The organism is Achromobacter sp. 1014246743, assembly GCF_059760725.1.
On record NZ_JCBANA010000100.1, the window covers coordinates 1 to 19,825 of the forward strand.

Below are 19,825 nucleotides of genomic sequence, written 5' to 3' on the forward strand. Positions count from 1 at the left end.
ACAACTTAACACTAATATCTTTGCTGCAGCGGTGTAAGATTTGTAAAAGGAACGGCCCTGAACACCCCCCAAGGGAGGGGCGACCCAATGGCAACCAGTCCGCCCCCCGGGGGCTCCCGGGCGCCCCTGGCCTTTTCCCCGCCCCTGGAGGACGCCGAACTCGAGGCGCTGTTCCAGGGGTTCATTGCCGGCGTGTCCGGCCTGCCTCTCAACCTGGTTCGTACACGCTGGCCTGCCGCCAGCGTGGAACCACCCGCGCAAACCGATACCTGGTGCCTGATGGACATCCGGTCGCAGCGCGCGGATGCCGGTCCGGTCGTGGCACACGACCCGGCCGGAGAAGGATCTGATTCATACGTTCGGCACGAAGACATCGAGGTGCTTTGCTCGATGTTCGGGCCGCGCGCCCTGCGCCACGCGGCGCAGTTGCGCGACGGCGCCGCCGTGCCGCAGAACCGCGAGCCCTTGCAGGCGCAAGGCATCGCGATCAGCGGCGCGGGGCCGATCCTGGCCCAGCACGAACTCGTGAATCAGCAGTGGATACGGCAGTTCGACATGACCTTGCGCTTTGCGCGGCAGGTCATCCGCAGCTATCCGGTCCTGAATCTTCTGTCGGCGCAAGTCACGACGCATGCCGCGTCGCTGTCCACGACAGACAACACCAACCATCTTGCAGATTAAGGGATTTACCATGGCTAATGGATTGCCGGTATCACGCCTGATCAACGTTACGATCAATATGTCGCCGCTGGCGGCGCAGGGCGCGAGCCTGAACACCGCCCTGTTGCTGGGCTCGTCCGCGGTCATCGACACCGGCGAGCGCATGCGCGCTTATGGCGGCATCGACGCCGTGGCTGCCGACTTCGGCACCACCGCACCCGAATACCGCGCGGCCCTGTTGTACTTCCAGCAGACGCCCCAGCCTTCGCAGCTGTACATCGGCCGTTGGGCCAAGGGCGCGACGTCGGCGACGCTGCGCGGCGCCGTGCTGTCGGCGGCTGAAAAACAACTGTCCGCCTGGACCGCGGTCACCGCGGGTGGCTTCGCGCTGACGGTCGACGGCACCGCCAAGTCGGTCAGCGGCCTGGACTTCTCGGGCGTCACCAACCTGAACGGCGTGGCCTCGATCATCTCGACCGCGCTGGTGTCCGCCTCGGTGCTGTGGAACGGCTCGCAATTCGTCGTGACCTCGAACACCTCGGGCACCTCGTCGACGTTGGGCTACGCGTCGGCACCCGCTACCGGCACCGACATCTCGTCGATGCTGGGCCTGACCGCCGCCCAGGCCTCGGCCCCCGTCGCGGGTATCGTCGCCGAGACGCCGGTGGACGCCGTGGCGCTGTTCCTGGACCGCTTCGCCAACAAGTTCCTGGGTCTGGCCTTTGCCGATGCCGAACTGACGAGCGCGCAGCACCTGGCGGTGGCCGGCCTGATCGAGGCCGACCAGCGTCACCTGTACGGTGTGTCGACCCAGTCGCCCCAGGTGCTGGACCCGACCCACCACGACGACATCGCCAGCCAGTTGAAGGCGCTGAAGTACAAGTACACGATCGTGCAGTTCTCCAGCGCCAATCCGTACGCGGTGGCGTCGCTGCTGGGCCGCATGCTGACGGTGAACTTCAACGCCAACAACACCACGATCACGCTGATGTACAAGCAGGAGCCCGGCATCGTCGCCGAGACCCTGACCAGCAGCCAGGCCGACACGCTGGCCGCCAAGAACTGCAACGTCTTCGTCAATTATGACAACGACACGGCCATCATCCAGTACGGCGTGACGCCCAGCGGCATCTTCATCGACTCGGTCTACAACGCGATCTGGTTCCGCAACCGCGTGCAGACCGACGTCTACAACCTGCTCTACACCAGCCCCACCAAGGTGCCGCAGACCGACGCCGGCAACCAGCTGATCGCCTCGGTGATCGAGGCGGCGTGCGAGGCCGCGGTGAACAACGGCTACCTGGCCCCGGGCGTGTGGAACTCGGCCGGCTTCGGTGCGTTGAAGCAGGGCGACACGCTGTCCAAGGGCTACTACGTCTACGCACCGGCCATCGCCACCCAGTCCCAGGCCGACCGCGAAGCGCGCAAGGCCGTTCCGTTCCAGGTCGCCGCCAAGGAAGCCGGCGCCATTCACACCGTCGACGTTCTGGTCACGGTCAACCGCTAAACAGGAGTAGCAGATGTCTACCTATTCGTTCGCTGATATCAGCGCCAGTCTCATCGGCCCGGGCGGCGCGATTTCGCTGGGCTACGGCTCGGGCAATGCCGACGAGGGCATCACCGTCGCCATGGCCGCGTCGCGCAACACCATGACGGTGGGCGCCGACGGCGAAGTCATGCACACGCTGAACGCCAACAAGAGCGGCACCGTGACGCTGACCTACCTGAAGACGTCGCCGGTCAATGCCCAGCTGCAGGCGCTGTACGACGCGCAGACGCTGGATTCGCGCCTGTGGGGCAAGAACCTCATCACCGTGACCAATCCGGCCACCGGCGATGTGACCACCTGCCGCTCGTGCGCATTCGGCAAGCGTCCCGACCTGACCTACAAGAAGGACGGCGACACCGTGGCCTGGGTTTTCGACGCGGGCAAGATCGACACCATTCTCGGAACCTACTAAGCCATGGCCCTGGAAATCGACCTGAACGGCAACCGGTATTCCATCGGAAAACTGAGTGCCAAGCAGCAGTTCCACATCTCGCGCCGCATCGCGCCGATCCTGCCGACGCTGATCCCGGTGTTCGTCCGCCTGGCGGGCGGCAACCGGGTGGTGTCGGAAGACCCAGGCGGCCTGGCCGATGTCCTGCAACCGCTGGCCGACGGCCTGGCGGCGATGAAGGATGAGGATGCCGAGTACGTGCTCGACACGTGCTTGCAGGTCGTCCAGCGCAAGCAGGAGCACGGCTGGGCCGGCATCTGGTCGGCCAGCCAGCGCACGCCCATGTTCCAGGACATCGACCTGGGCGTGATGTTGCCGCTGGTGATGCGCGTCATCACCGTCAACCTGGGGCCTTTTATGCAAGGGCTGCTTACGAGCCAGACGAGCAGCCCCGAGGCGACACAGGCTGGCTGAAAAGCCTGCCGGGCGGCGAAGACTGGTTGCTGGCGCCGGTGCTTGAGGGGCTCTGCAAGTACGAGTCCCTCAAGGACGGTTCCCTGGACCTGGCCGACATCGCGCTCCTGAACGACGCGCTGTCGGTCCGGGCAGACAACAAGGCGGAAGCGCACCGCCGTCTAATGGCAGAGAAGAATGGCTGAAACATTGGAATTGCAAGGCGCAGGTCTCTCATGGGACCTGCGGATGGATCCGCAAAGCCTGAGCAAGCTGGAAGACACGCTTCTGGTGATGGCGCAAGGCTTCGTGAGGTTGACCGAGGCGCTGTTCCAGACGGTGCAGGCCGCCGGGCTGTTGGCCGATCGGTTGGCGACGCTTGCGGGCATGCCCGCCGCTGCACCCACGCGGGGCGATGGCGAGGCCGGCAATGGCGAGGGCAAACCGGAACCGAAAAGCCTGGCCAAGCCGCTGGCCGAGGTCAAGACGCTGCGCGATCTGGCGCGGGCCTATGGCCAGGAGCAGGTGGCCAATGATGCGCAGGCCGTGATGAACAGCCTCGGTGACATCGGCCGTACGGCGGACGGGATCATCCTGCAGGTATCAGGGGTGTTCTTCGAAAAACTGAAAGGGCCACTGGAAGAGTTCGCCAAGTGGTTCGATACCCACGGCCCGTTGATCGGCAAGCGTCTTTCCGAAGTGGCGGGCGCGGCGTTGGACATGGCGCTGCGGATCGCGCCCGTGCTGGGCTGGATTGGCAGCCTGTTCCTGGACCTGGACGACGCAACGGGCGGATGGAGCACCCGCATCCTGATCGCTGTCGCCGCCTTTCGCATGTTGGGTGGCGCAGAGTTGGTCAATGGCCTGGTCGCCCTGGCCAATGCGATCGGATTGGTCAACGCGGCCAGTCAGGGCTTGGGCGCAGCAGGTGGGCTGGGTGGAGTGCTTCAGTTTTTGAGGCAAAGAAAATTGCTCGCCCTGGGGGCGGCTGGAGCGATGACAGAGGCCGCGCTCAGTCTCACGGAATGGATGCAGCCTGCCATTCCCGGCGAAAGTGAGAACGACCGTAAGGCGCGCAACTCCGACCAGTGGCTGTCCACGTTTCCGTTCCCTGGACTGACCATGGCGCAGAAGTTGGCGGTGGACATGCTCATGCTGTCCGACACGCCTGCTGCTCCGGGTTCGTCCGGAGTCAAGGTCGGGCCGTCAAGCTTCCCGGATTTGAAGCTGCCACGGCCGAATTTTGACAACGCGGCGGAATCGCCGGTAGAGCTTCCAGCGGCAGCCGATGCGGTGCCAGGGGCGGTTGCGCCCGATGCCTCACGGATGATTGAACGGGCCGATCTGGCGGCGCGTGCCGCCGGTGAAAGTTTCCAGCGGCTCATTGACGGGATGCCCGCCTCAAGCCGTGAGCTGATCTTGTCTTCGGGCAATGTCAACCTGCGCCTGCCGAACTTCGGCGAGCCGATGCCGCAAGTCATGTCGGCGCCATGGGAAGGCTACCGCAGCGGAGCACCCACCAGGCTCGACGTGCAACTGAACGTCGAGTCGCCGCAAGTCAACCTGAACGCCACCACCCACATCTACTTGGAAGGCGCCGCCGACCCGATGGCGACCGCGACGGCCGTGGCCGCCCAGCAGGATCGCGTCTTCGCGGACCTGACACGCAACACGCAGGGAGCATACCAATGACGGATTTGAGTTCGGCGGGCCTGGATATGGTGCTGCTGCACACCAAGAAAATCGGCCAGATCGAGATCGCCGCGGTGGTCCAGGAAACCTACACGGATACGCTGGAAATCACCTCGCATCCCGTGGACGGCGGCCCGGGCGGCCCGCGCACGATCAACGACCACGCCTTCAAGAAGCCGCGCGAGGTCGTCATGCAGTGCGGCTGGAGCAACGCGGACTACGAAGGCCTGCTGGGCGCCACCGCTGAAGCGCTGCCGAACGGCCAGGCCGCGGCATCCGACTACGTGACGGCGGTGTACACGCAGCTGCTGGCATTGCAGGAATCGCGCGAGCCCTTTGACCTGATCACCTGCCGGCGCAAGTACAGCAACATGCTGATCCAGAGCCTGAAGGTGGACCACAGCAAGGACACGCAAGGCAGCTTGCGCGTCACCGCCAACCTGGTCGAGGTGCAAATCGTGCATGCCCGCGAAACGGCGGTGCCGCCGTTGCCGCGCCATGCCGATGCCAAGAAGACCGGCGGGCCGATGGAATGCGGCACCCGCAATGCAACCGTCGCGAACCCGAGGAGCCCATGATGGCCAGTTTCTACGAGATTCCCTTGCTGCCGGTGCCGCAGCGTTTCACGATCGCCCTGGGCGGCAAGGAATACCGCCTGACCGTGCAATACCGCGACGGCTGGGTGCTGGATATCGACAGCGCCGAAGGCGAGCCGCGGGTGGCCGGCATTCCCCTTGTGACGGGCGTGGACCTGCTGGGCCAATACCGGCACCTGGGGTTTGGCGGCGGCCTGTGGCTGATCAACGCCAGCCTGTCCGACGATCCGCCCACCTATGAAAACCTGGGCATCGAGGCCAAGCTCTACTGGAAGGCGGGCTGACATGGCGACATCAACGCAAGCAGCGGGTGGCGTGGATTACGCCCGGCAATGGCTGCGCGGATCGGAACTGCTGATCGGCAACGACCAGGGCCTGGATCTGTCGGACTTTCATTTCACGTTCGAGATCAAGCACACGGATTCTTCCAAGCCCAGCACCGCCAAGATCCGCATCTACAACCTGGGCGAAGCCGCCATCAGCCGGATCCGACGGGAGTACAACGTGGTCATGCTAAGAGCGGGCTATCAGGGCAACCTGGGCACGATCTTCCATGGCACGTTGATCGAGGCGTCCAGCGGTACGGAAGGGCAGACCAACCCCTACCTGGACATCGTCGCGGCGGATGGCGACCTGCCGTACAACTTCGCGACCATGAGCCAGACGCTGCAAAAGGGCGCCACGGTGCATGACCGCGTCCAGGCGGTGCTGGCCGCCATGAAACCGATGGGCGTTACCGCCGGCTACATGGCTGAGTTGCCGCCGGGCGCGACCTTGCGGGCCAACGTCAATGCGGGCATGTGCCGCGACGTGCTGGACGACCTTTGCCGCACGGCAGGGTGCATCTGGCGGATTCACGACAACCGGCTCGAGATCGTGCCGGAAAAGTCGTATGTCCGCGAGACCGTTCAAATCCTGACCGACCAGACCGGCGTCATCGGCCGGCCGGCGCAGATCGACAAGGGGATCAAAGTCAAGATGCTGCTCAACCCCGCCATCAAGCCCGGCCGGCTGGTCTACCTGAACAACGACAGCATCAAGCGCTATCGCTACCAGACCGAGGCCGAGCAGGCGCGGCTGAAGAAGGAAAAAGCCGCCAAGGGCAACGGCGCGAAGCCGGCCCAGCCGGAGCCTGACCTGTCCACCCAGCGCAAGCTGGCAGACAACGGCTACTACTACGTCATGGTGGCCGAGCACAACGGCGATACCCGCAAGACCGATTGGTTCACCACGATCACGTGCCTGGCCTGGGATGCCACCCTGGAACCGCCGGGTGAACTGTCTGGCCAGCTTCAACCTGCCCCGAAGGAGGCCGCATGAACCGACGTGAACGGCTCAATGATCCGAACGTGGCGCTGCAGGACGCGATCCGGGGCGCCATGGCCATGACCTGGACGGCGCTGCCCGGCATCGTGCAGTCGTTCGATCCAGTGGCCATGACCTGCGTGGTGCAGCCCGCGATCAAGGCGCGCAGGACGCTGCCCACGGGGGCGATCGTGACCGATGCGCTGCCGCTCCTGGTGGATTGCCCGGTCCACTTTCCGTCGGGCGGGCAGTGCACGCTGACCTTTCCGGTCGCGCCGGGCGATGAATGCCTGGTGGTGTTTTCGTCGCGCTGCATCGATGGCTGGTGGCAATCCGGTGGCGTCCAGGAGCAGGCGGAGTTGCGGATGCACGACTTGTCGGACGGCTTCGTGTTCGTGGGGGTGCGGTCGCAGCCGCGGGTGATTCCGAACGTCAGCACCGGCGCCACCCAGTTGCGCAGCGACGATGGTTCGACGCTGATCGAACTGGACCCGGCCAGCCAGAAAGTCCGGATCGTGGCGCCCGGCGGTTTCGACGTGGTCGCGCCCCGGTCGACGTTCTCGGACCAGGTGCTGGTGCAGGGGCTGTTGACCTACGTGGCCGGCCTGGTCGGCAGCGGCGGCGAAGGCTCGGCCGCGCAGATCATCGGCGTCTTCAACGTCATCGGCCAGATCCTGGCCAACGGCAAGCGGGTGGACGACACCCATACGCATACGGCCCAGGGGGCCAACGCGGTCACGACGCCGCCCAACTAAGGACACCAATGCGCTATCGAAAAATGGACGCTAACGGGGACTACTCGTTCGGCGGGCAGCAGGCCGACTTCCACCGGGACACGCCCGAGGCGGTGGCCCAGGCGGTCAAGACCCGGCTGATGCTGCTGCGCGGCGAATGGTTCCTGGACACCAGCGAAGGCATGCCCTGGCGGACCGAGGTCCTGGGCAAGCGCTTCGAGGCTTCGTACGACGGAGCGATCCGCGAGCGGATCCTGGGCACGCCTGGTGTGACGGGCATTGCCGAGTACTCGAGCCGGCTTGATGCCGAGTCACGGGCACTGGCTGTGGCCGCCACGATTTCAACCCTTTATGGCACCGCCATTGTGCAGGCAGCTTTATGACGATACTTTCTACAGCGCCGGTGGTCGATGCCGCCGGTATCCGGGCCCCGTCCTACGGCGAGGTGCTGCAGTACCTGCAGGAACAGTATCGGGCCATCTACGGGCCCGACACCTACCTGGAGGCCGACAGTCAGGACGGCCAGCTGCTGGCCGTGTTCGCGTCCGCGATCAACGACGCCAACATCGCGGCCATCAATGTCTACAACGCCTTTTCGCCGGCCACCGCCGCGGGCGGCGCGCTGTCGTCCAACGTGAAGATCAACGGCATCAGCCGGGCGGTGGCGTCGCAGTCGACCGTGGATCTGCGCCTCGTCGGCCAGGGCGGCGCCCTGATCAGCGGCGGCATCGTCAAGGACGCCAACGGCATCCAATGGCTGTTGCCGTCGCAGGTGACGATTCCGCCCGAAGGCGAGATCACGGTCACGGCGACGTGCCAGCAGATGGGGGCGGTGGCGGCGCCGGCGCACACCGTGGACCAGATCGCGACGCCGACCCGTGGCTGGCAGTCCGCCACCAACCCGGCGGCCGCGGCGCCGGGCGCGCCCATCGAGAGCGACGCGGCGTTGCGGCAGCGGCAGGCCGTCTCGGTCGCGCTGCCGTCCAAGACTGTATTCGAAGGCACCATCGGGGCGGTCGCCACCGTGCCAGGCGTGAGCCGCTATGCGGCCTACGAGAACGACACCCGCGCCACCGATGCCCACGGCCTGCCGCCGCACTCGATCAGCCTGGTGGTGGACGGCGGCGATGCCGTGGCCATCGCCCAGGCCATTGCCGCCAAGAAGACACCGGGCACCGGCACCTACGGCACCACCACGGTGGTGGTGAACGACATTTACGGCATCGCGCATCCCATCAACTTCTTCCGGCCTGAACTGCTGCCGGTCACCGTGGACGTCCGCATCCGCGCCTTGCCGGGCTATACGGCGGCGATTGGCGTGGCGATCAGGCAGGCGGTGGCCGACTACGTCAACGGCGTCGCCATCGGTGGCGGCGCCAGCGGGTCGGTGGAGTGGGGCGATGCCATCAGCGCCGCCAATGGCGTGGCGGGCAACGGCACCTTCAAGATCGCGGCGTTGACGTTGTCGGCGGCGGGGGCCATGGGCACGCCGGACGTGGCCCTGACGTTCAAGCAGGCTGCTTCGGCCACGCTGGACAGTGTCCTGCTGACGGTGGTGTGACATGGCGGACATCAGCGAATACTCCGGCCTGCTGTCCGCCTACCACCGCGGCAAGCCCAACTTCACCGCCACGGTCCATGCCCTGTGCCAGGGCATGGTGGACCTGCGCAACCTGTACGGCGGGCTGCCGGATGCCTTTGATCTGGACCGGGCGGTGGGCCATCAGCTGGACGCCGTGGGCCTGTGGGTGGGGCTGGCGCGACGCATCAAGACGCCGCTGGCGGGCGTGTATTTCTCGCACGACACCGACGGCCTGGGCTTTGACCAGGGCGTGTGGCAGGGCCCATTCGATCCGGACAGCGGCCTGACCGAACTGGACGACGAGACCTACCGCCTGCTGTTGCGGGCCAAGATCGGCGCGAATCACTGGGACGGCACGCTGGAGACGTCGGCCGCCATCCTGGACCGCATCTTCGGCGGTGGCACGAACGTCTTCATCCAGGACAACGGCGACATGTCGATCGATATCGGCGTTGCTGGCACGCCGCCATCCGCGCTGTTCCTGGCGCTGCTGACCGGGGGCTACATCCCGCTCAAGCCCGAGGGCGTGCGCATCAGTTACTACGTCATCCCCTCTGGCGAGGGGCCTTTGTTCGGTTTTGACGTTCAAAACCACTACATCTCGGGGTTCGACACCGGACTCTGGGGCTCGCTTTTTGCCGGTTGAATAAGGACATTCCGTGGCTATCAATCAAATTCTTCCCTTCGGCACCGTTCCCGGCGCCAACGTACTGACGCCTGCCGACTACCAGGCGCTGGCCGCCCGGCTGGGCGGCTTCTCGGCCGGCACGGCCAAGTCGAAAGAGCTCAACACCGTCTGGCGCCAGGCGTCCTTCGTGACGGCCATGATCGCCCAGTACATCGCCGACAAGTCCGGCCAGGACGTGCTGGACAACGGCGACCTGGCGGCCCTGCAGGCCAAGTTCGTGGCGGCGCTGGCGGCTTCGCCCGCTTTCACGGGGGAGCCGACGGCGCCCACGCCGGATGCCAGCGACAAGAGCGCCCGCATCGCTACGACGGCCTTCGTCTCGGGCAACTTCCCGCGGATCTATCCGATTGCGGCGTTGCCGACGCAGGACATCGGGCCGATCATCGTCGCCGAGTGCGCGGAAGTGTGGACCTGGTCGTCCACCCAGTATTTCAAGGGCTATCGCTCGCCGCTTTGCGGCCGGCCCCTGGACGGCCATACCAGCCTGCCGCTGGCCAGCGAGGTCGACGCCATCGGCGGCTTGATCTCCAAGACGGCCTACGCCGGCCTGTGGGGGTATGCGCAGGAGCAAGGCCTGGTCAAGACCGAGGCCGTCTGGCAGGCGAATCGCGGCACGCACTGGTTCTCGGACTACTCGGCAAGCGAATTCCGCGTGCCGGATTTGCGCGATATGTTCCGGCGATTTACGGGAACTGACGCTGACACTGCAAATGCGAGAACGATGGGAAGCCGACAATCGCATGCGTTCGCCAGCCACCAACACAACGGTGGCCTGGCGGGGTTCGTGCTCGACCAGGCCGGATATGGCACATACGCCCAGACAGCGGCTGGCGTTAATTGGAGCGTGGGCGGACAAATGATGGCGGCTGGCGGGGCCGAAACTCGGCCGATCAACGTCGCTTTTTCCCCCCGAATTCATGCCTAATTTCATACGTGAATGCGGGCGTGATAACCAGTGTTCACCGGCCGAGTTTCGTAGCCCATTCGCGGGGCACCATGGATGCCGTTGCTGACAATCTGGGCATAGTTTCCGATGAGTGGGCTGGTAAGGCTGCCGCCGCCCTGGTTAATGACGACTGACTGGATCTGGTTGATAGGCGAGGTGCCGCCCGTCGATATCTGGAAGTTTCCAACCTGGTGCCCTTGAAAGGTGTCTTGTTGCCTTGTCGCCAGCAACCTCGCATTTGCAGTGAAGGGGACGTCAAGCATGGATACGTGGGTGATATGCAGCATTGGGCGGGCGAGTCTCCGCCCCCCCGGCGGCCGCCGTCGCCTGGGTGGAAAGTCCGTTGTACGGCACGTCGGCCGATTTCCAGGACGCGCCGGAACCGTTCAAAGAAGGCACGTTCGGCAGCGCGTGGGAGTGACTGCGCAACGCGTCTGCCTGGCGGCTGCCCAGCACCCGCGCATTTGCAGTGAGGACGACGTCAGGTATGGATACGGGGATGGTAGGCAATGTTGATCGGGCGAGTTTCCGGTCCTCCGGTCCAGCCAGTTGTACCGGCACCGTATTGCGCATAGGAATTCGGGCCCACGTTCAACGAGCCACTGGCAATGCCCACGGCTAGGCTGGGATGGACGTGGCTTTGAAACTGATGGTTTTGCCACGTCCCCATGACCCGCGCATTTGCAGTGAAAGAGGCATCAAGCATGGATTCTCGGATGGAAAGCGGTGTTCAAAGGGCGGGTTTCAGTCGAGGTTCTGGCAACTCGGCTGGCATTGAATGTGAATTCGTAGGCCGGCCCCTGCGCGCTCATCATGGCGGAATCTTGATTGCCCACCGCCACCCCCAAGATGGCTCCGGCGCCCGTTCCAATGATCGACGAGTAGCGCGCATTAAACCCGCCGGTGATGTTTTGAAGGGCATCGCGCTGCCTCGATCCGAGCACCCGCGCATTTGCAGTGCAAATTACATTTCTAGGAAAAAACCATGCAAAAAGAAGTCTTCCAAGCCGACGACAACGGCTTGTTCCTGTATCAAACCCTCGCCAACGAGCTGGCGCTGACGCCCGGCAAGTTCAACATCCCCTTCGGCGCCTACGAAGACGCGCCGCCGCAGCCGGCACAAGGCCGGTGGCCGCGGCGCGTCGGCGATGCGTGGACGATGGTCGAGGACTATCGCACCACGCCGTTGTGGGTGGTGGAGTCGGGGGCGCCGTATACGATCGGCACCGAGCATGCCGGCGTTGACGGCAAGGTCAGCTATCCCGGTTGGGGACCGCTGCCGGCGTGGCTGACGCAAGTGGTGCCCAAGCCGCCGGCCTCGCAGCCGGTTACGGCAGCCTAGGCCTTACGCCGCCAAGGCAAGCGCGTCGAGTTCGCCCTCGCGTTCACGGCGCATTTCCTCCAGTTGGCGCCGGCCCAGCGGACTGCGGGTCAGTTTCTGCGCCAGCTCCCGCCCGTGAGGGTGGTAGTAGCGCAGCAGCATCCGGGTATCGACGTTGCCGTTGACCTTCGCCAGTTCGTGGATCGCGAACACGGAGGCCATCTGCGACGTGCCTTCATGGCGCAGGTCATGGAACCGCAGATCGCGAAAATACGCGGTGTTCGGGCGCCTGCCGTACTGGCGGCACATGGACTCGTAGCGCAGGCGGGCGCGGCGTCGTGCCCGGATGAAAGCCCGGGTGACCGAGCCTGGCTGCATCGTGAAGATGCGGCCGCGCATGGGCCTGCCGGTGACCCAGCGCCGCAGCGCCTCGCGCGCCCGGGGCGTCAGGGGTACGTCACGGGCGCGGCCGTTCTTGGTATGCGGCAGGTGTACCACGCCGTGCATCAGGTCCAGGTGCTCGCGCTGGATACCCACCACCTCGGACCGGCGCATGCCGGTTTCCTTGGCCACCGTCAGGATGGTCGGCAATTCGGCCGATCGGGTGGCGCGGATGATCCATTCCAGCTCTTTGCGCGGGCAATCATCGTCCGACACACCGCGCAGCGTGATGCGGTCAAACAGACGCCGATCGCGTGCGTCATCCACCGCCGGCCTGCGCACCAGCTGCACGGGGTTGGCCAGTTGGTCAAAGCCCCAGTCTTTGCGGATCACGGTGTAGACGTGCGACAGGAAAGCCATGCGCCGGACCACGGTGGCCGGCGCCCGGTCTTTCAGCCATTCGTCGCGCAGCTCGGTCAAGTCCGAACTGCGAATCCGGTCGACCGGCCGGATGGACAGGCGCGTTGCACGCCAGATGCGCGCAATCGACTGCTCGGCCGTGTGGCCTTTCTTCGCGGCGGACACCTCGGCCAGGTAACGCGTCAGCGCGTCGGCGAGGGTGGGGGCGGGCTTGCGGCGAGGCTGACGACGGGTCCAGGGTTTCATGACGATTCGGGCAAAAGGGGTAAGACCAATAAACGTAAACAGGATAGATGCCGACGCAGGCGGGGCCTGGGGCAAACGGACGACAGTGTCGCCCGGATTTCAAAATTCTCATCCGGCGCGCCACCGCGGCGCCCGTGATGTTCGCGGGAGGCAGCAATGCGCGCCGTCGACAGGAGCGGTGTAACCATGGAACCGGGATCTACGGGATTGGGCGGTTTTGCCGCCCTGAAAATTGCGATGGCGTTCGGCATGCCGGCCGCGATGGCGGCCTTGATCGGCATGTTGCTGATGCCGCCGCGCTCGCCGCGCGAGTTCGTGGCGCGCACCGCGTGCACGGTGGTCAGTTCATTTCTGTTCGGGCCGATATTGGCGATCGGCATGATCGCCTGGATGCCCGACATCATGTCGTCCGCCTACTGGATGGCAGAACGCACGGGGCTGGGCGAAGACGGGCTGCTGGCCATGTTCTACGTGCTGGGCCCCTGCATGCTGCTGGCCGGGTTGCCGGCCTGGTGGGTGCTGGGCGCCTACCTGCGGCTGACGGCCAAGCTGCAGAACCAGGACCTGGTGGACTGGGCGGTCGAGATACGGCGCAAGACGCTGGGGTTGGAAACGCAATCAGACAAGGAGGGCAAGCATGACGCTTGACCAGATCATGGATAGCGCGGTGCGGCCGGCGATGGCGCTGCTGCCCGCACGCATGGATTCGCGGCAGGCGCATTGCCTGCTATTGGCGATCGGCCTGCAGGAAAGCCGCTTCATTCACCGGCGCCAGATCGGCGGCCCGGCGCGCGGCTTCTGGCAGTTCGAACAGGGGGGCGGGGTGCGCGGCGTGTTGACGCATCCGGCCTGCCGGGACGTCGCCAGCCAGGTCTGCCAGGTCCGCGGGGTGGTGGCTACGGCACCGTCCGTCTATGCGCGGCTGGACCAGGACGATGTGCTGGCGGCGGCGTTTGCGCGCCTGTTGCTGTGGTCGGACCCGGCCAGCCTGCCGCGCATCGGCGACGCCGAATCGGCCTGGGCGTTGTACCTGCGCACCTGGCGGCCGGGCAAGCCCAAGCGCGATAGCTGGGACGGCCTGTACCAACGCGCCGTGGCGGCGGTCTCCGCCCCGGTGGCCAGGAGCGCAGCGCATGTTGCAACAGTGGATTAAGCGGGGCCTCGGCGTCGTGGCGGCCGTGCTGGCGGGCCTGGCCGCCGTCGCCGGGGTTTATTGGAGGGGGCGGGCCATGGGCCGGGCGCAGGAACGCTCGGACAGTGAGGCCCGCCTCCAGGGGCGGGCGGCCGACGCCCGCAAGGAGGTCAGGGATGTGCAGGAAAAGGTGGCTCGCAGCGATGACGATGCCGTGGCTGATCGCCTCAAGTCTGGGTGGGTGCGCCAAGCCCCCCCTGCGGACAGGGATTGAATATTGCGATCACGCCCATCCGGTTTATTTCAATTCCGCGGCGCAGGTGGACGCGACACCGGCGGATATTCGTCGGCAAGTGCTCGAACATAATGAAACCGTTGCCCGGCTTTGTTTTTGAGGTAAATTGGGATCGCGATTTTCTTGCCGCAGGCGTCTTCTTTTTTCTGGCGCCGATTTGACGGCAGACATTGTGCTGGAATCTGGTTCTGCAATAATTTCTGACTTTTCGCCGATGCGGTCTTGACATCCGCACGGAAGCTCCAGGAGAGGCGCTATGGGTCAGGGGGTGCAGTATCGGCAGGCGTGTTGCCTCGGGCTAATGCGCTGCGGAGAACAATAATATGCCCGACGGCGAAAGCCTGGCTGCCGTACGGGTTCGCCCGCAGCACCGGTATTCCATGCGTACCGGCCTGCTGGCGCTGGTGTTCGCCTGTATCGCGCCGGCGCTGATGGTCGCGTCGATCGCTGTCTACGAAAGCTACCAGGTCCAGAAAGAGCGGATATTCCGCGACACTATTTTCCTCGCTCGCAATCTGACGGCCATCCTGGATCGGGAAATGACCGGGGTCGAGGCAGGCCTGCAGATGTTGGCGTCGTCGCCCGACCTGGTCAGCGGCGACCTGGCCGGCTTTCACCAGCGGGCGCGGGAGGCCATCCGGTTCCAGATCGTCGACAGCTATGTGCTGACCGACAAGGAAGGCAAGCAGGTGGTCAATACGCTGGTGCCATTTGGCACGGCGCTGCCGGCGTCCGGCGTGTCGCAGGAGCTGAGCCGGGTGTTTCGCGCCCGCGAGCCGGTACTCAGCAGCCTGTTCACCGGCGCGGTCAGCGGCAATCCGACCATCGCGCTGGGGGTGCCGGTCGTGAGAGGCGACGAGGTCATCTACAGCCTGAACGTCGGTCTGTCACCCGACCGGATTGGCAATGTACTGGGGCGCCGCGGCTTGCCCGACGGCTGGGTGGCGGCGGTCCTGGACAAAAGCGGGACCATCATCGCGCGTACGCGCGACACGGCCAAGTTCGTCGGCCAAAAGGCCGTGCCGGCCCTGGCGAGGGCGGTGCAGATGGAAAGCGAAGGATCGCTCGAGACGATCACCAAGGAGGGCACACCGGTCTATACCGCCTTCAGCCGCTCGGTGCTGACCGGCTGGACGGTGGCGGCCGGCGCCCCCATGACGCTCGTGACGACCGACCTCTACCGTTCCATCGCCTGGTTGGCCCTTGGGACGCTGACCGCGTTTGGATTGGGGTTGTGGCTGGCTTTGCGGCTGGCCAACCGGCTGACGTCCGCGGTTCAGGGCCTGGTCGCCCCGGCGCTTGCATTGGGCGAGGGCCGCACCGTCGAACTGCCCGGTACGCGGGTCAAGGAAGCCGAAGAGGTCGGGACGGCGCTCCTGCAGGCCTCGCGCATGCTGGCGCACGCGCAGCATCTGGCCCACTACGACCCGCTGACCGGCCTGTGCAATCGGGTGCTGTTTGGCGAAATGGTCTTGCGGGAACTGGCCGTGGCCCAGCGCAGCGGCGAGTCCTTTGCGATCCTGGCAATCGATCTTGATGGTTTCAAGGCGGTCAACGACATGCACGGGCACGCCGCCGGAGACACTGTCCTCAAGGAGGCCGCCGACCGCATGGCGCGCGCCATCCGGGTGTCGGACGTGGCGGCGCGGCTGGGCGGGGACGAGTTCGCCGTGCTGCTGATGGGCGCCGACCGGGATGACGCCCAGGCCGTGGCGGAAGCGCTGGTCGAAAGCCTGTCGTTGCCCTATCCGAACATCCGGGTGGCCGTGTCGGCCAGCGTAGGTATCGCCGTGTTTCCGCAGTCCGGCGTCACCATGCTGCAGCTGCTGGAACGGGCCGACGTGGCGCTGTACCGGGCCAAAGGCCTGGGCAAGCGGCGGGTGGCGTCCGACCGCTGAGGCCCATCCGGCATGGGCGCTCAAGCGTCGTGGCGGGGGGCGGCGGGCGGTGCCAGGGCGGTCAGCACTTCGCCGGATTTCAGGCGATAGCGGCGATCGCCCAGGGCGATGACGCGTTCGCCTTCCGAGGTCCTGAGGATGTAGCGGGTGGTCGCCGCGCTGGCAGGCGGGCTGGCCTGGTCGGCCTGCGAAAACACTTCGATCCTGTAGAGTCGGCCGGATTCCGTCGTGGCAAGCACGTCGGTCAGCCTGCGTATGGAAATGGTCATGCGGCTCGCTCTCCAGTATTGGCTACACTCTCGTCGTTTTGGCGCGCGTTGCCCGGCGCGGGTCGTTGCTTGAATATCGGGCGATCGGAAACGGTAATGCAATTTGCTCCCAGCAGGAAGACGGCGACGTTCCTGGGATTGATGGCCGTGGTGCTTTGGGGCACCGTCGTCGGCCTGATCCGCAGCGTCAGTGAAAGTTTCGGCCCGATTGGCGGCGCAGCCCTGATCTATACGGTCGGATCGGTGTTTCTGGTCGTGCTGCTGGGTTTTCCCAAGTTGCGGGCGTTTCCGCGCTCGTATCTGCTGACCGGCAGCGTGCTGTTCGTTGCCTATGAAATCTGCCTGTCGCTTTCGCTCGGGTTTGCCATGAACCGCGGGCAGGCCATCGAGTTGGGCATCGTCAATTATCTGTGGCCTTGCTTCACGGTCATCCTGGCCATACTGATCAACGGCCAGCGCGCCGGGTTCTGGGTGGTGCCCGGCATCGCGTTGTCGCTTTGCGGCATTGTGTGGGTCGTCGGTGGCTCGGGCGGATTGTCCTGGGACCGCACGGTCACCAATATCTCGAGTAATCCCCTCAGTTATGGCCTGGCGTTCAGCGGCGCCATTATCTGGGCCGTGTATTGCAACGTCACCAAACGCTTTGCCGATGGCAAGAATGGGGTGGCGCTATTTTTCATGCTGACGGCGGCCGTGTTGTGGATCAAATACGGATTCAGCGCCGAGCCGGCCTTGCCGTGGCGCGGATCCAGCGTGCTGGAATTAGGCGTCACGGGGGCGGCCATGGCTGCCGGCTACGCGCTGTGGAACGTGGGAATACTCAAGGGCAACCTGACCCTGCTGGCCACCGCGTCGTATTTCACGCCCGTGCTGTCGACGTTCTTTGCGGCCCTGTGGCTGTCCACGGCATTGACGGCCGCGTTCTGGCAGGGCGTGGCCATGGTGACCGCCGGCTCGTTGATCTGCTGGGCAGCGACACGCGGCAGGCCTGCCCGGGGCGGCTAGCCCCGGTCAGCCGCCGGCAACGCTCAATCCATGACCATGGTCTGCGCCACGGCGTAGCCAAGCGGAATGAGCAACAGGGAAGCGAACAGGGAACTGACAATCGCCGCCGATAGTTTCAGCCAGGGCTCGGGCCCTGCGCTTTGCACCGTTTGAATCACCAACGCGACGATACCCACAACCATCAAACAGCTGATTACCACTGCTACGTAAGTCATGTTGTCTCCGTCCTCGCCTGATTAAAGGGATGCGGCCGCCGCTGCTGCGGTCTACATGTTTGGACTGATTGTGCGCCTGTATTCAAGCGGATGGCGCTAGGGTTTTCCTGGCACCCGATCGCGGTGTGGCGTATTTGCCTCGCAGGCTGCAGCATGGAATTCATGTGCGACGCAGCATTGGCAGCACGCCGCCGGGCAGGTGCTTTGCGCTACGATGGCGGCGTTGAATCACTCTCGAGTCTGCGAAATGCCGCAACGACTACGCCCGGGCACGCGCGCCACCCTGCAGGTCAGGCAATTGCTGCCCGGCCAGTTCGCCTGGATCATTACCTTGCTCGACCCCGAAACCGGCAATGTGCGCAGCACCAATTATTCCGAGCGGCGCTACGCCAGCCAGGATGAAGCTTCCGCCGCCGGCAAGGCCGCGGTCGTGGAATTCTTGGGCAATGAGCGCCAAAGCGGCCCGGAAGCCCCCAAGGAGGGCAGGCCGCCCCGGTCCTGACCCAGCGCGTTCCTCCCTCCCGAACCCTCGCAAGAGGGTTTTTTTTCGTCTGCGTGTTCCGAGGGAGCGCCTGGCGGGCACGGCAATTGCTGAAAAGCGGGCCGGCGCAATTGGCGCCGCCGAGGAGACCCGTCATGACCCTACTCAATCACCGGCCACCGGGCGCACCCGACGATGTGCCCCCCGACGATCCGTCGCTGCCAGGCAATCCGCGGCCTGACGACCCGCGTCCGGACACGAACCGCCCGCCCAATGATCCGGACGAGCCCGGTGTGACGCCGCCGCCGCCGGATCCCCGCGCGCCCGGCACGATCGACCTGGCCTGAACGTCAGCGAACGTCGCAACCCCGTTTTCGCAACATCAAGGAGGTTTACATGCGTTCCATTCTGCTATGGCTGCTGGGGGTACCTATTCCCATCATCATCCTGCTGGCGTTGTTCTGGCACTGATGACACCCGCTGGGTTTCCGCGGCGGCGCCGCCATCAGGCGCCGCTGCACACACAATGAACAAGGAATAACCATGGAAAACGCAACTTCGCCGGGCCAGCCATACGGTGGCGCGGCCTACGCCGGTGCAGTACCCGCGCGGGAATCGGCGGTGTCCGCCGTGTCCTGGGCGGCGGTGTTCGCGGGCGCGGTCATCGCGGCGGCACTCTCGCTGGCCCTGTTCGCAGGCGGCTCGGGCCTGGGCTTTCTGTCCGTCTCGCCTTGGGGCGGGGAAGGCATGTCCGCACCCGCGGTGGGCATCGGCATCATCGCCTGGATGCTGTTCACGCAGATCATCGCCTATGGCATCGGTGGGTACGTCGCGGGCCGCCTGCGCACCAAGTGGGTGGACGCGCATGTGGATGAGGTCTATTTTCGTGACACCGCGCACGGTTTCCTGGTTTGGGCACTGAGCGCGGTCGTCAGCGCGGCATTGCTGGGCTCGGCCCTGGCGACGCTGGCATCTGGCGCGGCCAAGGCTGGGGTGTCGGTGGCCGCAGGCGCGGGCGCGGCGGTCACGGCGACCGCCGCAGCGGGTGCCAGTGGCGGTGGCCTGGACAAGGCCAGCGACTACTTCACCGACGTGCTGCTGCGCTCTGATCGGCCCGACGCTGCTGGTGACAAGGCGGCATCGCGCGCTGAAGTCGGCCGCATCGTGGCCACCAGCCTCGCTCGCGGCGAGATGGTGCCCGCCGATCGCGATTACGTTGCCAAGGTGATCGCGGCGCAGACGGGCATGGATGCCGCCGCGGCGCAACAGCGTGTGGACCAGACCATCCAGAACGCCAAGAAGGCCGCCGACGAAGCCAAGCAGAAGGCGCGCGAAGCCGCGGATCAGGCGCGCAAGGCGGCTGCGGCATTTGCGTTGTGGGGATTCGCGTCGATGCTGATCGGCGCTTTCGTGGCCAGCCTGTGCGCCACGTGGGGCGGCCGTCGCCGCGATACGCTGCACAAGGTGTAGGGGCGCAGACGGCGGCGCGGCCCTTGGCCGAGGGCTGATGCCGCCGGAACCCCTGCGTCAAGAAACGCGCGCCCCAGGTGGCTTGGCTGCCTGGGG

Annotated in this window: 27 protein-coding genes; 23 read left to right on the plus strand and 4 right to left on the minus strand. The window is 65.4% G+C overall.

Annotation, left to right across the window (positions count from 1 at the left end; translation table 11 throughout):
* The first annotated feature begins 87 nt into the window (after window positions 1-87).
* Genes AC6LJ2_RS27950 through AC6LJ2_RS28015 form a run of 14 tightly spaced genes read left to right on the plus strand, consistent with a single transcriptional unit; the run spans window position 88 to window position 10,575 of the window.
* On the plus strand, window positions 88-681 hold the full coding sequence (locus tag AC6LJ2_RS27950) for a phage neck terminator protein (RefSeq protein WP_498152620.1): 594 nt from the start codon (window positions 88-90) through the stop codon (window positions 679-681).
* A 10-nt stretch (window positions 682-691) separates the two neighbouring features.
* Window positions 692-2,167: a DUF3383 domain-containing protein gene (locus AC6LJ2_RS27955; protein ID WP_498152621.1), complete on the plus strand. Its 1,476-nt coding sequence runs from the start codon at window positions 692-694 to the stop codon at window positions 2,165-2,167.
* A 13-nt stretch (window positions 2,168-2,180) separates the two neighbouring features.
* Window positions 2,181-2,621, plus strand: coding sequence for a phage structural protein (locus tag AC6LJ2_RS27960; protein ID WP_025140351.1), 441 nt, complete (start codon window positions 2,181-2,183; stop codon window positions 2,619-2,621).
* A gap of 3 nt (window positions 2,622-2,624) precedes the next feature.
* Complete coding sequence (locus tag AC6LJ2_RS27965) at window positions 2,625-3,074, plus strand: phage tail assembly chaperone (protein WP_263914936.1); 450 nt, start codon at window positions 2,625-2,627, stop codon at window positions 3,072-3,074.
* Window positions 3,075-3,100: 26 nt separating this feature from the next.
* Entirely contained in the window at window positions 3,101-3,259 is a 159-nt protein-coding gene (locus tag AC6LJ2_RS27970; protein WP_198529762.1) for a DUF6889 family protein, read from the plus strand.
* Window positions 3,252-4,745 carry a hypothetical protein gene (locus AC6LJ2_RS27975; RefSeq protein ID WP_498152622.1) on the plus strand — a complete coding sequence of 498 codons (1,494 nt, stop codon included), beginning with the start codon at window positions 3,252-3,254 and terminating at the stop codon, window positions 4,743-4,745. Before AC6LJ2_RS27970 ends, AC6LJ2_RS27975 begins: the two co-directional genes overlap by 8 nt.
* On the plus strand, window positions 4,742-5,323 hold the full coding sequence (locus tag AC6LJ2_RS27980; protein WP_498152623.1) for a phage baseplate protein: 582 nt from the start codon (window positions 4,742-4,744) through the stop codon (window positions 5,321-5,323). The genes AC6LJ2_RS27975 and AC6LJ2_RS27980 overlap by 4 nt, the downstream gene beginning before the upstream one ends.
* Complete coding sequence (locus AC6LJ2_RS27985) at window positions 5,323-5,625, plus strand: phage baseplate plug family protein (protein WP_263914939.1); 303 nt, start codon at window positions 5,323-5,325, stop codon at window positions 5,623-5,625. The genes AC6LJ2_RS27980 and AC6LJ2_RS27985 overlap by 1 nt, the downstream gene beginning before the upstream one ends.
* 1 nt (window position 5,626) lies before the next feature.
* Window positions 5,627-6,661 (plus strand): phage protein, encoded by a 1,035-nt coding sequence (locus AC6LJ2_RS27990; RefSeq protein WP_498152624.1) that lies wholly within the window; start codon window positions 5,627-5,629, stop codon window positions 6,659-6,661.
* Complete coding sequence (locus tag AC6LJ2_RS27995; RefSeq protein WP_498152625.1) at window positions 6,658-7,401, plus strand: Gp138 family membrane-puncturing spike protein; 744 nt, start codon at window positions 6,658-6,660, stop codon at window positions 7,399-7,401. The genes AC6LJ2_RS27990 and AC6LJ2_RS27995 overlap by 4 nt, the downstream gene beginning before the upstream one ends.
* An 8-nt stretch (window positions 7,402-7,409) precedes the next feature.
* Window positions 7,410-7,763 carry a contractile injection system sheath initiator gene (locus AC6LJ2_RS28000; protein WP_175193983.1) on the plus strand — a complete coding sequence of 118 codons (354 nt, stop codon included), beginning with the start codon at window positions 7,410-7,412 and terminating at the stop codon, window positions 7,761-7,763.
* Window positions 7,760-8,941, plus strand: coding sequence for a baseplate J/gp47 family protein (locus tag AC6LJ2_RS28005; RefSeq protein WP_498152626.1), 1,182 nt, complete (start codon window positions 7,760-7,762; stop codon window positions 8,939-8,941). Before AC6LJ2_RS28000 ends, AC6LJ2_RS28005 begins: the two co-directional genes overlap by 4 nt.
* Before the next feature lies 1 nt (window position 8,942).
* Window positions 8,943-9,608 (plus strand): DUF2612 domain-containing protein, encoded by a 666-nt coding sequence (locus tag AC6LJ2_RS28010; RefSeq protein WP_498152627.1) that lies wholly within the window; start codon window positions 8,943-8,945, stop codon window positions 9,606-9,608.
* A 13-nt stretch (window positions 9,609-9,621) separates the two neighbouring features.
* Window positions 9,622-10,575: a hypothetical protein gene (locus AC6LJ2_RS28015; protein WP_498152628.1), complete on the plus strand. Its 954-nt coding sequence runs from the start codon at window positions 9,622-9,624 to the stop codon at window positions 10,573-10,575.
* 2 nt (window positions 10,576-10,577) lie between these two features.
* Here AC6LJ2_RS28015 and AC6LJ2_RS28020 read toward each other — a convergent pair whose 3' ends face one another.
* Window positions 10,578-10,883, minus strand: a complete 306-nt coding sequence (locus AC6LJ2_RS28020; protein WP_498152629.1) for a hypothetical protein — start codon at window positions 10,881-10,883, stop codon at window positions 10,578-10,580.
* A gap of 698 nt (window positions 10,884-11,581) precedes the next feature.
* Between AC6LJ2_RS28020 and AC6LJ2_RS28025 the strand changes: the two genes are divergently transcribed.
* Window positions 11,582-11,938, plus strand: a complete 357-nt coding sequence (locus AC6LJ2_RS28025; RefSeq protein ID WP_263914945.1) for a phage tail protein — start codon at window positions 11,582-11,584, stop codon at window positions 11,936-11,938.
* 3 nt (window positions 11,939-11,941) lie between these two features.
* Here AC6LJ2_RS28025 and AC6LJ2_RS28030 read toward each other — a convergent pair whose 3' ends face one another.
* Complete coding sequence (locus AC6LJ2_RS28030) at window positions 11,942-12,964, minus strand: tyrosine-type recombinase/integrase (protein WP_445658540.1); 1,023 nt, start codon at window positions 12,962-12,964, stop codon at window positions 11,942-11,944.
* A gap of 186 nt (window positions 12,965-13,150) precedes the next feature.
* On the opposite strand from AC6LJ2_RS28030, the gene AC6LJ2_RS28035 reads away from it, so the two are divergent.
* The 4 genes from AC6LJ2_RS28035 to AC6LJ2_RS28050 all read left to right on the plus strand — a co-directional run bounded on the left by AC6LJ2_RS28035 (window position 13,151) and on the right by AC6LJ2_RS28050 (window position 16,289).
* A complete protein-coding gene (locus AC6LJ2_RS28035) occupies window positions 13,151-13,612 on the plus strand; it encodes a hypothetical protein (RefSeq protein ID WP_025141333.1) in 462 nt (153 codons plus the stop codon).
* A complete protein-coding gene (locus AC6LJ2_RS28040) occupies window positions 13,602-14,117 on the plus strand; it encodes a hypothetical protein (protein ID WP_263914947.1) in 516 nt (171 codons plus the stop codon). The genes AC6LJ2_RS28035 and AC6LJ2_RS28040 overlap by 11 nt, the downstream gene beginning before the upstream one ends.
* Complete coding sequence (locus AC6LJ2_RS28045) at window positions 14,098-14,370, plus strand: hypothetical protein (protein WP_263914948.1); 273 nt, start codon at window positions 14,098-14,100, stop codon at window positions 14,368-14,370. The genes AC6LJ2_RS28040 and AC6LJ2_RS28045 overlap by 20 nt, the downstream gene beginning before the upstream one ends.
* 344 nt (window positions 14,371-14,714) lie before the next feature.
* Window positions 14,715-16,289, plus strand: a complete 1,575-nt coding sequence (locus tag AC6LJ2_RS28050) for a diguanylate cyclase (RefSeq protein ID WP_263914949.1) — start codon at window positions 14,715-14,717, stop codon at window positions 16,287-16,289.
* Between the two features lie 20 nt (window positions 16,290-16,309).
* Here AC6LJ2_RS28050 and AC6LJ2_RS28055 read toward each other — a convergent pair whose 3' ends face one another.
* The gene (locus AC6LJ2_RS28055) at window positions 16,310-16,558 is read right to left on the minus strand and encodes a 6-phosphofructokinase (RefSeq protein ID WP_445658541.1); all 249 of its coding nucleotides are present in this window, start codon (window positions 16,556-16,558) and stop codon (window positions 16,310-16,312) included.
* A gap of 96 nt (window positions 16,559-16,654) precedes the next feature.
* Between AC6LJ2_RS28055 and yddG the strand changes: the two genes are divergently transcribed.
* The gene (yddG, locus tag AC6LJ2_RS28060; RefSeq protein ID WP_445658542.1) at window positions 16,655-17,563 is read left to right on the plus strand and encodes an aromatic amino acid DMT transporter YddG; all 909 of its coding nucleotides are present in this window, start codon (window positions 16,655-16,657) and stop codon (window positions 17,561-17,563) included.
* 23 nt (window positions 17,564-17,586) lie between these two features.
* Here the strand turns inward: yddG and AC6LJ2_RS28065 are convergent, their stop codons facing one another.
* On the minus strand, window positions 17,587-17,778 hold the full coding sequence (locus AC6LJ2_RS28065) for a hypothetical protein (protein WP_263914952.1): 192 nt from the start codon (window positions 17,776-17,778) through the stop codon (window positions 17,587-17,589).
* Between the two features lie 247 nt (window positions 17,779-18,025).
* On the opposite strand from AC6LJ2_RS28065, the gene AC6LJ2_RS28070 reads away from it, so the two are divergent.
* The 3 genes from AC6LJ2_RS28070 (at window position 18,026) to AC6LJ2_RS28080 (ending at window position 19,729) form a co-directional block, all read left to right on the plus strand.
* The gene (locus AC6LJ2_RS28070; protein ID WP_263914953.1) at window positions 18,026-18,280 is read left to right on the plus strand and encodes a hypothetical protein; all 255 of its coding nucleotides are present in this window, start codon (window positions 18,026-18,028) and stop codon (window positions 18,278-18,280) included.
* Between the two features lie 134 nt (window positions 18,281-18,414).
* Window positions 18,415-18,606 carry a hypothetical protein gene (locus AC6LJ2_RS28075; RefSeq protein WP_445658543.1) on the plus strand — a complete coding sequence of 64 codons (192 nt, stop codon included), beginning with the start codon at window positions 18,415-18,417 and terminating at the stop codon, window positions 18,604-18,606.
* Window positions 18,607-18,802: 196 nt separating this feature from the next.
* On the plus strand, window positions 18,803-19,729 hold the full coding sequence (locus AC6LJ2_RS28080; RefSeq protein ID WP_445658544.1) for a hypothetical protein: 927 nt from the start codon (window positions 18,803-18,805) through the stop codon (window positions 19,727-19,729).
* Window positions 19,730-19,825: the final 96 nt, after the last annotated feature.